Source organism: Massilia varians (assembly GCF_027923905.1).
Classification (GTDB): domain Bacteria; phylum Pseudomonadota; class Gammaproteobacteria; order Burkholderiales; family Burkholderiaceae_D; genus Telluria; species Telluria varians_B.
In genome coordinates this window covers 1,496,056-1,511,592 of the sequence record NZ_AP026966.1, presented here as the reverse complement: position 1 = coordinate 1,511,592, position 15,537 = coordinate 1,496,056, and the positions used below count along the sequence as shown (strand labels likewise).

Here is a 15,537-nt window from a genome sequence, read left to right as displayed (position 1 = left end):
TACGCCAGTACGGCGAGACGATGCAACGCAGCCATCGGGGTTTTGTGAGGCGCGCTATTCGTCACGTGCGCCATCTATCCCTAGCTCGACGATCTTGCGCGTGATGGTATTGCGCCCGATCCCGAGCCGCATCGCGGCGTCGTTCTTGCGCCCGTGCGTGTGCTTGAGGGCGGTCTTGATCAGGGCCGATTCGAACTGGCGTCCGAGCGTGTCCATCACGTCGGTCTGGCCGGCGCTGAGCATGCCGGCGGCCTGCTGTTCGAGCAGCGCGATCCAGCCTTCGGGCGACATCGGCGCGCCTGGTGTGGCCGCCGCCGCGGCCGGCGCCGGCGCCTGCGCGGTCCCGGCCGGCCCCGACTCCTGCAGCGGCGACACGATCGGCGCAACTTGCGTCAGGTCGCGCGGCAGGTCCTTGACCTCGACGGTCTGGCCCGGGGCCATCACGGTGATCCAGTTGCACAGGTTTTCCAGCTGGCGCACGTTGCCGGGCAACTCCAGTCCGGCCAGGAAGCGCATCGCCTGTTCGGACAGGCGCTTCGGCTCGACGCCCAGTTGCCGTGCGCTCTGCACCAGGAAGTGGCGCGCCAGGACCGGGATGTCCTCGCTGCGCTCGCGCAGCGAAGGCAGGCGCAGGCGGATCACGTTGAGGCGGTGATACAGGTCTTCGCGGAACAGGCCATCGCGCACGCGCTGTTCCAGGTTCTGGTGGGTGGCGGCGATCACGCGCACATTGGCCTTGACCGGCTGGTGCCCGCCGACGCGGTAGAAGTGGCCGTCCGACAGCACGCGCAGGAGACGCGTCTGCAAATCGAAGGGCATGTCGCCGATCTCGTCCAGGAACAGGGTGCCGTTCTCGGCCTGCTCGAAGCGGCCGCGCCGCATCGCCTGGGCGCCGGTGAAGGCGCCGCGCTCGTGGCCGAACAGTTCCGACTCCAGCAGGTCCTTGGGGATCGCGGCCGTGTTCAGCGCGATGAAGGGTTGCTGGGCGCGCGGACTGTGCTTGTGCAGGGCGCGCGCCACCAGCTCCTTGCCGGTGCCGCTCTCGCCCGTGATCAACACCGTCACGTTCGACTGCGACAGGCGGCCGATGGCGCGGAACACTTCCTGCATGGCCGGCGCATGGCCGAGGATCTCGGGGGTCTCGGCGGGAGCCGCTTCCACGCTGGCTTCGCGCAGGCTTTCTTCCAGCGCGCGGCGGATCAGGGCCACCGCCTTGTCGATGTCGAAGGGCTTCGCCAGATAATCGAAGGCGCCGCCCTGGAAGGACGCCACCGCCGAATCGAGGTCGGAAAACGCGGTGATGATGATGACCGGCAGGCCGGGATGGCGCGCCTTGACGGCGCCGAGGAGTTCGATGCCGGATTCGCCCGGCATGCGGATGTCCGACACCAGCACCTGCGGCGTATCGGTCTCGAAAGCGGCCAGCGCGTCGTGCGCATTGGCGAAGCTGCGGGTCTCCAGGCTTTCGCGCGCCAGGGCTTTTTCCAGTACCCAGCGGATCGATGCGTCGTCGTCGACAATCCAGATTGGTTTCATGTGTTCGTGGTTCCCGCAATATGGATAATTCGGGGACTCACGGTGGACGCTGCTGCGCCTGCTTATGGCAGGGGAAGCAGGATCCGGAAATCCGTCAGTCCAGGCCGGCTTTCGCACTCGATCACACCCAGGTGCTGTTGCACGAAGGTCTGCGCCAGCGTCAGCCCGAGGCCGCTGCCGCCTTCGCGCCCGGAGACGAGCGGATAGAAGATGCGGTCGCGGATCTCGGGCGCGATGCCCGGTCCATTGTCGATGATATGCAAATCTAATGCCAGCCCATAGCGGACCTTGGCCAGGGTGACCTGGCGCGCCACCCGGGTGCGCAGCACGATCTCGGCATCGCCCGCCGCGATGCGCTTGAGCAGGGCCTGGGCCGCGTTGTGGGCGATGTTGAGCACCACCTGGATCAGCTGCTCCATATCGCCCCTGAACTCGGGGATCGAGGCGTCGTAGTCGCGGCGGATCGCAAGGCCGGTGGGGAACTCGGCCAGGATCAGGCTGCGCACGCGCTCGCACACTTCGTGGATGTTGACGTCGCCGACGATGTGGGGCTTGCGGTGCGGCGCCAGCAGGCGGTCGACCAGGGTCTGCAGGCGGTCGGCTTCCTTGATGATCACCTGGGTGTATTCGGACAGGTCGGCAAGGTGATGCGGCGGCAGCTCGAGCTCGAGCAGCTGGGCCGCGCCGCGGATGCCGCCCAGCGGGTTCTTGATCTCGTGCGCCAGGTTGCGGATCAGTTCCTTGTTGGCCTGGCTCTGGTCGAGGATGCGTTCCTCGCGGTCGAGCTTGAGCTGCTGGACGTTCTCGCGCAGTTCGATCAGGAGTTCGTCCTCGCTCAGGGCGCTGACGATGCTGTTGACGTGCAGCGGCTCGCGCCCATTGCGCTGCAGGACGAGGTCCTGGCGCAGGTCGGCGTACTGGTGCGCCAGCGCCTGCCCGCACAGTGCGGCCAGCTCCTGGCCGTTGGTAAACAGTTCGGGCAGCGGCGCGCGCTGCAGCGATTTCAGCGACAGTTCGAGCAGGTTCTCGGCGGCCGGGTTCGCGTAACGCACCTCGCCCGCGGGTCCGAGCAGCAGCACGCTCGAGGCCAGCAGGTCGAGGCCGGCGAAACGCGACGCGGCAGCCGGAGCGCTCATCGGATATTGCTGATCTCGCGCTGCAGCGCTTCGATGTTGCGCTCGGTGCGGCCGATCTCGTCGCGCATCGAGGCCACCCGCTCCTGGTACTTGGCGTAATTGCGCTCGTTGCCCTGGCGCTCCGGCTCGCCGTTGTTGAAGTCGCGGCGCAGATCAAGCAGCTTTTTCTGCTCGATGCGCAGCTCGTCGTTGAGGATCTCGCGGCGGTCGTCGTCGCGCGCCCGCTGCTGGGCCGTGTCGACGCGCGGGAAGCTGGCCGGGCTGACGGCAGGCGCCGCCCCCCCGTTCATCGGACGCACGGCCGGGATCGGCGCCGAAGCGCGCGGCGCCGGCGCCGGTGCATAGCCCGGCAGGTCGAGGGCCTTGCAGCCGCGGCGAGCGGTGTCGGTGAATTCCACGCGGCCCTGGTCGTCCACGCATTTATAGACGGCGCCCTGCGCCTGCGCCCCGTTGTGGAGCGCCATGGCGGCGGCCAGGACAATCATGGAGCGGCTGACGAAGTGAGTTGTCTTTCCCATCAGAAATCAGTCTGCACAATAAACGTGCATGCATTGTAGACCGGGCGAGTGTACAGGAAGGATGAAAAAAGGCGGGGAAAGCCTCCGCTTTCCCCGCCTTTGTTACAGACCCTTACGCAGCGTGATGCACGAGCGCAACGGTTCCGTTGACTGCCTGATTACGACGAGTAGTACATGTCGAATTCGACCGGGTGCGGGGTCATGCGCATGCGCTGCACTTCGTTCATCTTCAGCTCGATGTAGGCATCGATCATGGCGTCCGAGAACACGCCGCCGCGGGTCAGGAACTCGCGGTCCTTGTCCAGGGCTTCCAGCGCTTCCTCCAGCGAGGCGCACACCGTCGGGATCAGCTTGTCTTCTTCCGGCGGCAGGTGGTACAGGTCCTTGGTCGCGGCTTCGCCCGGGTGGATCTTGTTCTGGATGCCGTCCAGGCCCGCCATCAGCAGCGCGGCGAAGCACAGGTAGACGTTGGCCAGCGGATCCGGGAAGCGGGTCTCGATGCGGCGGCCCTTCGGGTTGGCCACGTGCGGGATGCGGATCGAGGCCGAACGGTTCTTGGCCGAGTAGGCCAGCTTGACCGGGGCTTCGTAGCCCGGCACAAGGCGCTTGTACGAGTTGGTGCCCGGGTTGGTAATCGCGTTCAGGGCGCGCGCGTGCTTGATGATGCCGCCGATGTAGAACAGCGCGGTTTCCGACAGGCCGGCGTAGCCGTCGCCGGCAAACAGGTTCTTGCCGTCTTTCCAGATCGACTGGTGCACGTGCATGCCCGAGCCGTTGTCGCCGTTGATCGGCTTGGGCATGAAGGTGGCGGTCTTGCCGTAGCTGTGGGCGACGTTCCAGATCACGTACTTCATGTTCTGGGTCCAGTCGGCGCGCTCGACCAGGGTCGAGAACTTGGTGCCGATTTCGTTCTGGCCGGCGCCGGCCACTTCGTGGTGGTGCACTTCGACCGGGATGCCCATCGATTCGAGGATCAGGCACATTTCCGAGCGCATGTCCTGGAAGCTGTCGACCGGCGGGACCGGGAAGTAGCCGCCCTTGACGGTCGGGCGGTGGCCGCTGTTGCCGCCTTCGATGTCCTTGTCGGTCGACCAGGAGGCTTCGTCCGAGTCAATCTTGACGAAGCAGCCCGACATGTCGATGCGCCACTTGATCGAGTCGAAGATGAAGAATTCCGGCTCCGGGCCGAAGTAGGCGGTGTCGCCGATGCCCGACGATTTCAGGTAGGCTTCGGCGCGCTTGGCGATCGAACGCGGGTCACGGTCGTAGCCCTTGCCATCCGACGGTTCGATCACGTCGCACTGCAGGAACAGGGTGGTCTCTTCCATGAACGGGTCGATGTTGGCGGTGGCCGGGTCCGGCAGCAGCAGCATGTCGGACGCTTCGATGCCCTTCCAGCCGGCAATCGACGAACCGTCGAAGGCGTGGCCCGACTCGAACTTGTCTTCGTCAAAGTGCGAGACCGGCACGGTCACGTGGTGCTCCTTGCCGCGGGTATCTGCAAAGCGCAGGTCAACGAACTTCACTTCGTTGTCTTTGATGAGTTGAATTACGTCTGCAGCCGTCTTTGCCATTCGTATCTCCTGATTGAAAAGGGGGTGCCGCGCCGGAAGACCTCGCAGCGGGGCAACTTGCCGTACATAAAAGCATGAACCATGCCAAGCTGCCGTTATGAACAAATGCACAATGCTTCGTTGGAAATCGCCCGACTCCGGCCTACAATCTTCCCACCAAGGCATCGCCTGGCAGTGCAGTGCCGCACCATCTTGGTGCGCGCGCAGCGCCGATGCACCATCGCAGCGCAGGATACACCGAACCAAGTTGGTGCATCGACTTTTCTTGTTCAAAACGGATCACATCATGACGACTACCGAGACCATCCTTGCCCAAGCCCGCCAGCGCGCCAGCGGCCAGCCCTATGCCGGCGCGGTCACGCCCGAAGAGGCCTTCGCGCTCTTGCGAAGCGATCCGCGCGTGAAGCTGGTCGACGTGCGCACCGACGCCGAGCGCGACTGGGTCGGCCGAGTCGCGGTTCCCGAGACCCAGCACGTCGCGGTGCAGTGGGCCACCTATCCGGGCGGTGCGCCGAATCCCGCCTTCGCTGCCCAGCTCGAGCAGGTGGCGCGCAAGGATGAGGTGCTGCTGTTCCTGTGCCGTTCAGGGGTGCGCTCGCGCCACGGCGCGCGGGTGGCGACCGAGCACGGGTTTGCCGAGTCCTACGACATCCTGGAAGGCTTCGAGGGTGACCGCGATGCGGAGGGGCACCGCAAGACGGTCGGGGGCTGGTGCAAGGCCGGGCTGCCCTGGGTTGGCGCGTAGGGTGGACGGCTTCGCCGTCCGCGCGTTCAAACCGGGCGTGAATAGCCTGTACGTCTATTCAAACGGTGGTTGAACGCGCGTTCGGCGGAGCCGAACACCCTACGGCATCACCATCAGCTGCAGTCCCGACGCCGCCCCCGGCGCGCGGTACACGCGCTGGGTCGCCTTCCTGAAATCTTCCGGCTTGGCCTTCGGGATATGGGTGAAGGTCTGCGGGTTCAGGTCGATCAGCGGGAACCACGAACTCTGCACCTGCACCATGATGCGGTGGCCGCGCCGGAAGGTGTGGTTCACCTCGCCGATGTCGAAGCTGATCGCTTCTTGCTTGCCCGGAGTGAAGGGCTCGGGCTTCTCGAAGCTGTTCCTGAATTTGCCGCGCAGCGGATTGCCGCGCACCAGCTGCTGGTAGCCGCCCAGGTTCAGGCTCGGCGGCGCGACGTCGTTGCCCTTGCGCTCGACCGCCGGCGCCGGATAGTCGCTCGGGTAAACGTCGATCAGCTTGACCACCCAGTCGGCGTCGGTCCCGGTGGTCGACACGAACAGCTTCGGCACCACGGAGCCGACCACGGTCAGGTCTTCTTCCAGCACCTCGCTCTGGTAGACCAGGACGTCGGGGCGGGTGGCGGCGAAGCGCTGGTCCGACACCATGTACTCGCGCGGCACGCCCGTGGCCGGGTAGCCGATGAAAGGCACCGGCTTCTTCGGATCCGCGACATACTCGTCGTAGCCGGCGCCAGATGCGGCCGGCTGCTGCCAGCCCAGCGTGCCGTTCGGGCCGAAGTACAGGGTGCGCGCCTTGGCGGGCGCCGGCGGCCACGCAGCATAGCTGCGCCAGACATTGGTGCCGGTCTCGAACGCCGTCACGGCGGGCAAGGCACGCGCCGGCTTGACGCCCTTCAGGTGCTGCTCGAAGAAGGGGAACTGGATCTCGCGGCGGAAGTATTCGCCCGTTTTGGCATCGAAATTCACGTGGCCGAGACGAGCGCCGTCGCTGCGCGCCCAGCCGCCGTGCACCCAGGGTCCCATCACCAGCGCGTTCGGCGTGCCGGGGTTGTATTTGCCGACCGCCTTGTAGATCGCGAACGGACCGGCCGGGTCTTCCGCATCGAACCAGCCGCCCACAGTCAGCACCGCTGCCTTGACGTTCTTCATGTGCGGCGTGATGGCGCGCGAGCGCCAGAACTCGTCGTAGGTGTCGTGCACGATGGTAGGCTCGAGCAGCTCGCGCTGCTCGGCGCTCATGGTGGCGAGGATGTTCTCCATCGTCAGGCGCTTGAGGAAGAAGTCGTAGGCATCGGCCTCGCCATAGGCGAAGCGCGAACGCTCCTTGTTGCCCGTGGTCGGATTCTGTTGCGGCAGGAAGGACGCGTAGAAATCGAAGTTCGCCGACAGCATGAAGGCGCCGCCGTGGTAGGAGTCGTCGCCCATGTACAGGTCGGCAATCGGCGCCTGGGGCGAAGCCGCCTTGATCGCCGGGTGCGAGTCGATGATGCTGGCCGCCGTGTAGAAGCCCGGGTAGCTGATGCCCCAGATGCCGACCCGCCCGTTGTTGTTCGGGATGTGCTTGAGCAGCCATTCGACGGTGTCGTGCATGTCCTCGCTTTCCTGGCCCTCCCCTTTGGCGCGCTTGGGCTTCGCGTGCGGCGTCATCTCCTGCCAGCTGCCCTCCGACATGTAGCGCCCGCGCACGTCCTGGGTCACGAAGATGTAGCCGGAGTCCTCCAGTTCGCGCGAGGGGCTGAGCGCCTCGGGGAACCAGTCCACCCCGTAGCGCAGCTCGCCCTGCGCATACACGCCCGCGCTGTAGGGCGTGCGCTGCACCAGGAAGGGATAGGGCCTGGAGCTGTCCTTGGGCACGTAGAGCGTCGTGAACAGCTTCACGCCGTCGCGCATCGGAATGCGGTACTCGTACTTGGTGTAGGCTTCGCGCGGGTTGCGCTTCTGGGCCGGCGCATCGGCGGAGGCTACGGCCTGGCTGGCGGCCTGCGCGCCTGCGCCGCAGGCCAGCATCGCGGCCAATGCCAGGGCGGAAAACGGGTGACGGATCATGGCTTCTTTCGGGAAGGCGGACAAAGACCGCCAGTGTAATCCGTTTCCCGAGGGAATTGCTATTCCTGCACTATGGCTTCGGCTGCGGCACCGCTACCCCATGCCGGTCGATGGTGCCGCGCACCCGCTCGCGCACGAAGTTGATGTGGCTGCGCAGGCGGTACAGCTCTTCCGCATAGGCGAGCGGAATCGAGATGTGGTTGACGCGTTCCTCGATGTCGTCGAGGCGCCCCAGCAGACCGTCCCGTACGGCGTCGCGATCGTCAGGATCGGTCGCTTCGAGCTCCTGCTCCACCTTGCGCAGCTCGCCGTACCAGCGGTACACGCGCGAGCGCACGCGCCACACGTAGATCGGCGGGACGATCTTCGACAGCGGGATCAGGAGCGCCGCCAGCGCCACCACGAACACCCACAGGCGCTCGAACAGGTTGGCGAGCCAGAAGCGCAGGTAGCGCTGCAGGAAAGGCGGCCCGTCGCGGTAGTAGCGTTCCGCCTCGCGCGCCACCGGAATCTCGGTGTACTTCGGCGAAGGGAACTGGCCCTGCTGCTGGAACCAGCCCGCCTTGCCGTGAATCTCGCCGGCCGATTTCACCAGGAGGCCCACCAGGGCCGGATGCAGGTCTTCCCTGGCCACCAGGGTGGCGGTGGGGGGCGATCAGGTGGTAGTCCTGGGACGGGATGTCGCGCCCGAGGTCGACGATCCCGCGCGGCAGCACCACGTGGGTGAGGAAAGGCAGGCGGCGCGTGTAGGCGTCGGCCTGGGTGAAGTTGAACAGCCGGATGCCGGGGGTCTGCAGCAGCATCTGGATCAAGGGCGCTTCGGGTGCGGAGCTGAACACCAGGCCGTCGATGCGGCCCGCCAGCAGTTCCACCGTGGCCGGCGTGTTCTCCAGCGCGCCGATCTGCAGTTCGTTCGGCTCGATGCCGTTGGCGTCCAGCACCTGGCGGAACAGGCGCGGCACGCCGGTGCCTTCCGGCCCCAGGTTGATGCGTTTTCCCTTCAGGTCGGTCAGGTGGGCGACCCTGGCGCCCTCGCGCAGGAACAGCCACACCGGTTCGGTGAACAGGCTGCCCAAGGACACCAGGCCGGTCGTGTCCAAGCGAGGTTCGGCCTGCCCATTCTCGGTCGAGCCGCTCTGCACGAAGGCGACGTCCACCTTGCCGTCCATCAGGCGCTGCAGATTCTCATGGGAGCCCAGCGAAGGCTGGAGCGTCAGCTTGATGTCGTCGCGCGCCAGCCGCGCGGCGTACTGGCGGCCGAATTCCTGGTAGGCGCTGTTGAACTGGCCGGTAGCCATTGAGAATTGGCGCGGCGGCGCCGGGTCGACCCAGACATAGGCCAGCACGACCACCGCGATCACCGCCAGCAGCGTCGGGCCGGACGCGACCAGCAGGTCGCGCAGGGACACGATGCTGAACTGGCGCACGCGCGTCATGGCGCGCTTGAGCGCGCCGTTACGAACCGGGGTCGGCTCCCGGTTCAACGGACGCACTGGCGCTGGGCGGCGATGCTGCCCGCGGGCGGCTCGATCATCGGCATCAGGCTCGGCGCCAGGTTGGACAGCAGCTGCACCGGCAGCGCGCTGGTGAAGTCGTAGTTGCCGGACTGCGGACCGTGCACGTAGGCGGTCATGCTGCCGAAGTAGCGCTCGCCGATGTTGAACACAAAGGTCGCCGAGCGGTTCACGAAGCGCGACTCGATCACACGCCCGCCCCTGGCATAGGTCTCGAAGCGCTGGTCGCCGGTGCCGGTCTTGCCGCCCACGGCGATCACGCTGCCGTCGGACTGCACGAAGGCGGTCTTGACGCGCTTGGCGGTGCCGTCGGTGACCACGCCCTGGATCGCATCCGCGACCACGCGCGCCACTTCCGGCGCCAGGACCTGCTCCTTGCCGCTGCCCTTGGTGCGCCTGACCAGGGTCTCGTAGGGCGTGTCCTTGGCGAAGTGCAGCGAGTCGATGCGCTCGACAGGTTTACGCACGCCGCCGTTGACGATGATGCCCATCAGTTCGGCCAGCGCGGCCGGACGGTCGGCCGAGGCGCCCAGCGTGGTCGCATAGGACGGCACCAGCGAGTCGAACGGGTAGCCCATCTTCTTCCACTGCGCGTGGATCTTCAGGAAGGCCTCGACCTCGATCAGGCCCGCGATGCGCTTGTCCTGGGCGTGCTTGCGGTGGGTCTTGAACAGCCAGGAATAGACTTCCTGACGCTCCTTGACGCTGGCGTTGGTGACTTCGGTCCAGCCCGCCTTCGGGTGCGTGATCAGGTAGCCCGCCAGCCACAGTTCGAGCGGGTGCACCGAGGCCACGTAGCCGCGGTCGGCCAGCGTCATGTTGCGCGGGTCGTACATCTCGTACATCTTCGGAATGCGGTCCGGATCCATGTCGTGCGAATCCGGCAGCGACTTGTCGATGAAGTTGCCGAACTGCGCCATCGTGGCGCCCGGGAACACGGTGCGATGGGCCGCCGCCAGCTTCGAGGCCAGCGGACGCACGCCCGAGAACAGCAGCGCTTCGACTTCCTGCGGGGTCTTGCCCTTGTACTTGTTCCAGAACTTGGCGAGGAACACCTTGCCTTCGTTGTCGGCGAAGCGCGCCAGGTAGGTCTGGCGGCGCGGGTCGTCGGCATCGGCCAGCAGCTGGGCCGAGGAGCCCGGCAGCTGGAACATGTAGTAGCGCACCACGTCGCGCATCATGCGCACGAACACCAGGTTGGTCGAACTGCGCAGCGCCTCGGTGACCGTCATGATCTTGCTGTTGTCCAGCTTGCTGAAGTTGCCGAAGGTGTGGATGCCGCCGCCGGTGAAGAAGGCTTCGCCCGGGTTGGCCGAGTACTTACGCTCCATCGCCGCCATCAGCATCGGCTTGAGGCCGCGGTCGGCGCCGCGCGGCAGCGTGCGGAAGTATTCCAGCGCCCATTGCGACATGCGGTCCTTGGCGTCGACCTCGACGCCCATCAGGCCGATCTCGTCCATCGGCTCGAAGCGCTTGTGCAACTGGTCGACGATGTCGAGATAGGTCACCAGGGTGCGCAGCTTCGCGGTCGAGCCGAGGTCGAGCTTGGCGCCCTCGTTGATGTCGAGCGGCTGGTCGTAGTTGTCGGTCTGAACCCGCAGGTAGTTGACGTGCTCGCCGCGCTCCATCAGGGTGAAGCTGTACACCACCTGGGACGGGTCGCCGTTGCCGAGCATGCCCTTGCCGGTCAGGCCGGCTTGTTTGGCATGTTCGGCGTCGGACAGCTTGCGCAGCACGTCGGTGACGGCCTGCTGCACCCCTGCGTCGAGCGTCGAGACCACCGACAGGTCGAGGCGGTCGAGGTTGTACAGGCGCGAGTCGCCCACCAGGTAGCCGAGGTGGTTGCGCACCGCGTTGGCGGCCTTACGCGAGACGAAGGCGTCGGCCCCCGGCGGCGCCACGCCCGAGCCCTGGGCCGGATGCAGCGCCACTTTCAGCGCGGCGTCGCGCAGCTGCGGCGAGATCACGCCGGCCTGGGCCAGCACGCGCAGGTGGCTGTTGGTGAGGGTTTCCAGGTCATGCTCGCCGGCGCCCAGGTAGTAGGCCGGACGGCGCTGCGCGATCATCAGGGACAGCGCTTCCTTGTAGGCGGTGACGGCCTCCTGGGTGTTCATCGGGCCGCGCAGCATGGCGCTGGTCTTGTCGAAGTCGCGTCCGTACCAGACCCACATGCCATCGCCGATGCCGTTGACCTCGCCATAGCCCGGCTTGGCCGACAGCGGCACGGTGTTCAGGTAGTCGAGCACGATCTGGCGCCGCGCCTTGGTAGTGTCTTCGCCGTCGCGGTAGGCGCGCAGCGTGGCCGAGGCCATCTGGATCATCTTGTCCTGCAGCGAACCGGTGCGCCCCTCCGGCGAGTGCCGGTACTTCTCGATCTGGGTCGCAAGCGTGGAGCCGCCGGCCACGCGCCCGCCGCCGCCCAGGCCGACGCTGCTCAGGGTCTTGTCGAACACCGCTTTCGAGAAGCGGTCCCATTCGACCGCCGGGTTGCGGTGCGGGTAGGCCGGGTCGAGCAACTCGCGGTTCTCGATGAACAGCAGGCTTTGCACCAGCAGCGAGGGCGCGTCTTCGAACTTGTGGTAGAAGCGCTCGGGGAAGCGCGAGGCGAACAGCGGCTGCGCGCGGCAGTCGAGGATCTCGAGGCCGACCTTGGTCTTCTCGGGGTAGGTGGCGTACAGGCCGCGGTCGGCGAATTCGACCATCCTGGGCGACATGCGGGCCTGGGCGGCGATGTGGTAGTCGCGCGACTGCAGCTTCTCGAGGTAGGCCGGCATGCCGGCATAGCCCAGGCGGGTGTCGTAGGGGCTGGCGGCCGGGAAGCGGATCGCGTCGCTCGGGCCCTTTTCCACGCGCCAGGTGAGGTCCTTGGCCATGTCGGCGAAGATCTTCGCCTGCAGACGCGAAGTGCGCATCTCGAGCGCGCCCCAGCCGCCCAGCAGCACCAGCAGGATCAGCAGCGCAAGGTAGAACCAGGGCTTCCAGCGGCGCTTGCGCGGCGCCGGCTCGGACGACCCTTCCGGCGTGCCGTCGGGACCTTCGGGCGGCGGCAAGGGCGCGCCGCCGGGCGCACCGCCGCCCGCCGCCAGGTGCGGATAGGCTTCGTACAGGGGAACATCGTTGCCGCCTGCGGATGCGAGTACGGGGGCGCCGCCGGCCATGGCCTGGGCAGTTCGCCGCAACCACTCGCCTAGCGCGCGTAAGACATTACTGGGCCGCTCGATGCGGCGAATACTTTCCATGATGGCTCAACTGGTTCGAATCAATACGTGCTCAATCCCTGCAACCTGCCCGCCATCCTTGCCCTGTTGTGTTCGAGTGATTGGTTCTCGTCAGTCTGCAAAAATGCGCGGTGCAAACTCACTCAGGATTGCACCTCCACAGGTATCATTCCACCACATCAACACGACCCGCGCGAGACGCGGTTTAACAATTTTGATGCGCGCGATGTATTTTCGCAAAAAAACAACGGCTGAGTTATCAGGACGGCATGCAGTCCTACAAACACTGAAATTCAGCGCCGCGGCTCTGCAGTTCCGCCTGCATGGCAAGGAAGGCGGGTTCCACTTGCGCAGGCGCGCCCTTCACTCCCAGCTCGATGTGGCGCCGGGTCTGGGCGTCGCCCACGCTCGGCAGGCTGAACACCCGCAAACCGGGATAATCGCGCTCGAGCGCCTCCATCAGCGGGGTCAGCGAGGCTTCCGCCTGTTCATAAACGATCAGCGAGCGTTCCAGGTGGACAGTGGTGTGAAATAAATGCGAATAATGGGTGTCCAGCACCCATGCGATCATGGGCCAGGCCATGACCGGGAAGCCGGGCACGAAGTGGTGGTCGCGCACGCTGAAGCCGGCGATGCGGTTGTAGGGATTCGGGATCAGGCCCGCGCCTTGCGGAAACTCGGCCATCTTGAGGCGCTGCAGGTTCTCGGGCGCCTGCAGGTCGGGCTCGAGGCCGGCCTCGCGCGCGCTCTCGCGGATGCGCTCCTCGATGTTCAGGCGCCCTTCCGGATGCAGCACCAGCGGCAATCCGAGCGCCGCGGCCGCGCACTGGCGCGTGTGGTCGTCGGGCGTGGCGCCGATGCCGCCGCAGGAAAACACGATGTCCCCGCCGGCAAAGCTGCGCCGTAGCAGGTCGGTCAGGCGGCCCGGGTCGTCGCCCACGAACTCGGCCCAGGCCAGCTGCAGGCCGCGCGCGCCGAGCAGCTCCACGACTTTCGAAAAATGCTTGTCCTGGCGCCTGCCGGACAGGATCTCGTCACCGATGACGATCAGGCCGAATGCCATGTGCGTCTCCTCTGGTTCAGGTTTGCGTGCCGGCGCGCAGTTCTTCCAGTGCCCCCAGGCAGAAATACTGGAACCACAGCCCGGCGAACAGGAAGATCATGACGTACAACCACAGCGACAGCATGGCCAGGAAAGGAAACAGCACGATCGACAGCAGCGCCCCGCCCATCCAGGCGATGCCGGGCAAGGCGCCCGCCAGGCCCGAGGCGAAGCCGATGCCCCACAGCGCGCCGCGGTGGCGCCGCATCAGCGCCTGCCGTTCCTCGGGACTGGCGTGCGCGGCCAGCGCGTCGTAGCTCATCACGCGCGAGGTGACCCAGGCCCACAGGAGGGCCTGCACCAGCCAGGCCAGCGGCGGCACCGCATACAGCGGCAGCGTGAACAGCCACAGCACCGCGAACACCGCGGTGCTGCCGAGGTTGATGGCGATGCTGCCGACGAAGGAACCGCCCTCCTTGCGCTCCAGCTTGGGGTACTGGCTGTTGCCGACGTGGCGCTCGATCGCCGGCATCGCGATCACGCCCATGAACAGCAGCGCCGAAGCGATCATGAGGGGCAGCAGCAGCGCGATCGCCAGCAGCGGCACCACCATCACCTTGAGCATGCCCAGGCCGAGCATGGCCAGCATGTTGCCGCTGGTCTGGAACCACCCGTAATCCGCGAAGGTCCCCTGCAGCCAGTCCAGCAGCGGCTGCAGGCCGGTCCACAGCAGCGCGCCCCACAGCAGCAGCGACAGCACCAGCGGGGCGCCGGACAACAGCAGCATACGGCGCGAGAACTGGGCGCGCAGCGCGCGCCGGTAGGCGGTGCCGACGCCCCTCATGGGCGGACCTCGGCGGACGATGGGCGGTAAGGGTGCATTGCGGCTCCTGGTTCTGGATTCCAATGTTGCCATTCTACGCAACTGAGCGCCCGCGCTGCCGTTTGGCGCGGCCGGGGGCGATGCACTACAATCGCCGTTCAACTTGAACAACAGGGAAAACCATGTCCACCAATACCACTGATTCCGGCCTGCAATACGAAGACACCGTCGTCGGCAGCGGCGACGAGGCCAAAGCCGGCCAGTACGTCACCGTCCACTACACCGGCTGGCTGCGCAACGACGACGGCAGCCAGGGCGCCAAGTTCGATTCGAGCAAGGACCGCAACGACCCGTTCCAGTTCGCGCTGGGCGCCGGCCACGTGATCCGCGGCTGGGACGAAGGCGTGCAGGGCATGAAGGTTGGCGGCCAGCGCCGTCTGACCATCCCGGCCAGCCTGGGCTACGGCGCACGCGGCGCCGGCGGCGTGATTCCGCCGAATGCGACCCTGATCTTCGACGTCGAACTGCTGGCCGTCTAAGAGTTACGGCAACCCGTAGGGTGCACGGCTTCGCCGTGCACGCGTTCAACTACACGGTGAGATGACGCACATCGCTTGTCCAAACGCTGCTTGAACGCGCGGTCGGCAAAGCGTGGTTCAGTCCACTGGACTGAACCACCCCTACCGCTCCCCGAGCATCCCCTCTAAAATGCGCCCGGTTTCCCGGCGTGCCCCCTCCTCCTGCGCTAAGATGCCCTCGCATTTAGCACATTGCCAACGCAACCAACACAGGAGTATTCATGAGCTTGCAGGAACAGTTCGCCCAGGCCCAGGCCGAATCCAAGAATCTGCCGGAACGCCCGGACAACATGACCTTGCTGAAGATCTACGCGCTGTACAAGCAGGGCGCGAACGGCGACGTCAGCGGCGAGCGCCCGGGCATGACCGATTTCGTCAACCGCGCCAAGTACGACGCCTGGGCCGCCCTGAAGGGCACCTCGCAGGACGACGCGATGCAGCAGTACATCGACCTGATCGAAGAACTGAAGGGCTGACCAGCCCCCCATGACCGCCCGCCGCTCAGGCGGGCACGAACACCTTGCGCATCTTTTCCGTCACCTTGGCCTCGATGGCCGGGGCGAATGCGCCCATGAAGAATCCCAGCCGGATCCGCATCGCCGCGCGCTGCCCTTCCAGGCTGAGCGCACCCTCCACACCGCTGCGCTCGAAGCGCAAGACGTCGCCGTCCCACTTGCACGCCAGGCCATACTCGGTGGCGATCCGCTGCGCCACCTGCTGGGCGGCCTCGCGCGCCTCTTGCGGGCTCAGGTTATGTTCCTGGACGATGCTAATTTCCGACATGCTTGTTCATCCTTCTACTGA

General features: G+C 66.2%; 12 protein-coding genes and 1 pseudogene. 3 read left to right on the top strand and 10 right to left on the bottom strand.

Going from position 1 to position 15,537, the window contains the following annotated elements; all coding sequences use genetic code 11:
- Positions 1-54 precede the first annotated feature (54 nt).
- The 4 genes from ntrC to glnA form a co-directional block, all read right to left on the bottom strand.
- A complete protein-coding gene (gene ntrC, locus MasN3_RS07015; protein WP_281913218.1) occupies positions 55-1,536 on the bottom strand; it encodes a nitrogen regulation protein NR(I) in 1,482 nt (493 codons plus the stop codon).
- A gap of 62 nt (positions 1,537-1,598) precedes the next feature.
- A complete protein-coding gene (glnL, locus tag MasN3_RS07010; protein WP_281913217.1) occupies positions 1,599-2,672 on the bottom strand; it encodes a nitrogen regulation protein NR(II) in 1,074 nt (357 codons plus the stop codon).
- Complete coding sequence (locus tag MasN3_RS07005) at positions 2,669-3,190, bottom strand: DUF4124 domain-containing protein (protein WP_281913216.1); 522 nt, start codon at positions 3,188-3,190, stop codon at positions 2,669-2,671. Before MasN3_RS07005 ends, glnL begins: the two co-directional genes overlap by 4 nt.
- Positions 3,191-3,348: 158 nt before the next feature.
- A complete protein-coding gene (gene glnA / locus MasN3_RS07000) occupies positions 3,349-4,764 on the bottom strand; it encodes a type I glutamate--ammonia ligase (RefSeq protein WP_281913215.1) in 1,416 nt (471 codons plus the stop codon).
- A 286-nt stretch (positions 4,765-5,050) separates the two neighbouring features.
- Here glnA and MasN3_RS06995 point away from each other — a divergent pair, with 286 nt between their 5' ends.
- Positions 5,051-5,509: a rhodanese-like domain-containing protein gene (locus tag MasN3_RS06995; RefSeq protein ID WP_281913214.1), complete on the top strand. Its 459-nt coding sequence runs from the start codon at positions 5,051-5,053 to the stop codon at positions 5,507-5,509.
- Between the two features lie 99 nt (positions 5,510-5,608).
- Here the strand turns inward: MasN3_RS06995 and MasN3_RS06990 are convergent, their stop codons facing one another.
- The 5 genes and pseudogenes from MasN3_RS06990 to MasN3_RS06970 form a co-directional block, all read right to left on the bottom strand.
- Positions 5,609-7,558, bottom strand: a complete 1,950-nt coding sequence (locus MasN3_RS06990) for a CocE/NonD family hydrolase (RefSeq protein ID WP_281913213.1) — start codon at positions 7,556-7,558, stop codon at positions 5,609-5,611.
- Between the two features lie 70 nt (positions 7,559-7,628).
- Positions 7,629-8,994, bottom strand: a pseudogene (locus MasN3_RS06985) (TAXI family TRAP transporter solute-binding subunit).
- A 44-nt stretch (positions 8,995-9,038) separates the two neighbouring features.
- A complete protein-coding gene (locus tag MasN3_RS06980; RefSeq protein ID WP_370662348.1) occupies positions 9,039-12,230 on the bottom strand; it encodes a transglycosylase domain-containing protein in 3,192 nt (1,063 codons plus the stop codon).
- 337 nt (positions 12,231-12,567) lie between these two features.
- Positions 12,568-13,353, bottom strand: a complete 786-nt coding sequence (locus MasN3_RS06975; protein WP_281913210.1) for a competence/damage-inducible protein A — start codon at positions 13,351-13,353, stop codon at positions 12,568-12,570.
- 16 nt (positions 13,354-13,369) lie between these two features.
- Complete coding sequence (locus MasN3_RS06970) at positions 13,370-14,176, bottom strand: EI24 domain-containing protein (RefSeq protein ID WP_281913209.1); 807 nt, start codon at positions 14,174-14,176, stop codon at positions 13,370-13,372.
- Between the two features lie 161 nt (positions 14,177-14,337).
- Here MasN3_RS06970 and MasN3_RS06965 point away from each other — a divergent pair, with 161 nt between their 5' ends.
- Together MasN3_RS06965 and MasN3_RS06960 are read left to right on the top strand one after the other, a co-directional pair.
- Positions 14,338-14,694: an FKBP-type peptidyl-prolyl cis-trans isomerase gene (locus tag MasN3_RS06965; protein WP_027865902.1), complete on the top strand. Its 357-nt coding sequence runs from the start codon at positions 14,338-14,340 to the stop codon at positions 14,692-14,694.
- A 260-nt stretch (positions 14,695-14,954) separates the two neighbouring features.
- The gene (locus MasN3_RS06960; RefSeq protein WP_036211942.1) at positions 14,955-15,209 is read left to right on the top strand and encodes an acyl-CoA-binding protein; all 255 of its coding nucleotides are present in this window, start codon (positions 14,955-14,957) and stop codon (positions 15,207-15,209) included.
- Positions 15,210-15,234: 25 nt separating this feature from the next.
- On the opposite strand, the gene MasN3_RS06955 is transcribed toward MasN3_RS06960, so the two are convergent.
- On the bottom strand, positions 15,235-15,516 hold the full coding sequence (locus tag MasN3_RS06955) for a polyhydroxyalkanoic acid system family protein (RefSeq protein WP_027865904.1): 282 nt from the start codon (positions 15,514-15,516) through the stop codon (positions 15,235-15,237).
- Positions 15,517-15,537: the final 21 nt, after the last annotated feature.

What these genes read in the sequence shown, in the direction of transcription:
- glnL (WP_281913217.1), bottom strand. Translation starts at nt 2,672, where the DNA reads ATGAGCGCTCCGGCTGCCGCGTCGCGTTTCGCCGGCCTCGACCTGCTG.
- MasN3_RS07005 (WP_281913216.1), bottom strand. Translation starts at nt 3,190, where the DNA reads ATGGGAAAGACAACTCACTTCGTCAGCCGCTCCATGATTGTCCTGGCC.
- MasN3_RS06960 (WP_036211942.1), top strand. Translation starts at nt 14,955, where the DNA reads ATGAGCTTGCAGGAACAGTTCGCCCAGGCCCAGGCCGAATCCAAGAAT.
- MasN3_RS06965 (WP_027865902.1), top strand. Translation starts at nt 14,338, where the DNA reads ATGTCCACCAATACCACTGATTCCGGCCTGCAATACGAAGACACCGTC.
- glnA (WP_281913215.1), bottom strand. Translation starts at nt 4,764, where the DNA reads ATGGCAAAGACGGCTGCAGACGTAATTCAACTCATCAAAGACAACGAA.
- MasN3_RS06975 (WP_281913210.1), bottom strand. Translation starts at nt 13,353, where the DNA reads ATGGCATTCGGCCTGATCGTCATCGGTGACGAGATCCTGTCCGGCAGG.
- ntrC (WP_281913218.1), bottom strand. Translation starts at nt 1,536, where the DNA reads ATGAAACCAATCTGGATTGTCGACGACGACGCATCGATCCGCTGGGTA.
- MasN3_RS06970 (WP_281913209.1), bottom strand. Translation starts at nt 14,176, where the DNA reads ATGAGGGGCGTCGGCACCGCCTACCGGCGCGCGCTGCGCGCCCAGTTC.
- MasN3_RS06990 (WP_281913213.1), bottom strand. Translation starts at nt 7,558, where the DNA reads ATGATCCGTCACCCGTTTTCCGCCCTGGCATTGGCCGCGATGCTGGCC.
- MasN3_RS06980 (WP_370662348.1), bottom strand. Translation starts at nt 12,230, where the DNA reads ATGGCCGGCGGCGCCCCCGTACTCGCATCCGCAGGCGGCAACGATGTT.
- MasN3_RS06955 (WP_027865904.1), bottom strand. Translation starts at nt 15,516, where the DNA reads ATGTCGGAAATTAGCATCGTCCAGGAACATAACCTGAGCCCGCAAGAG.
- MasN3_RS06995 (WP_281913214.1), top strand. Translation starts at nt 5,051, where the DNA reads ATGACGACTACCGAGACCATCCTTGCCCAAGCCCGCCAGCGCGCCAGC.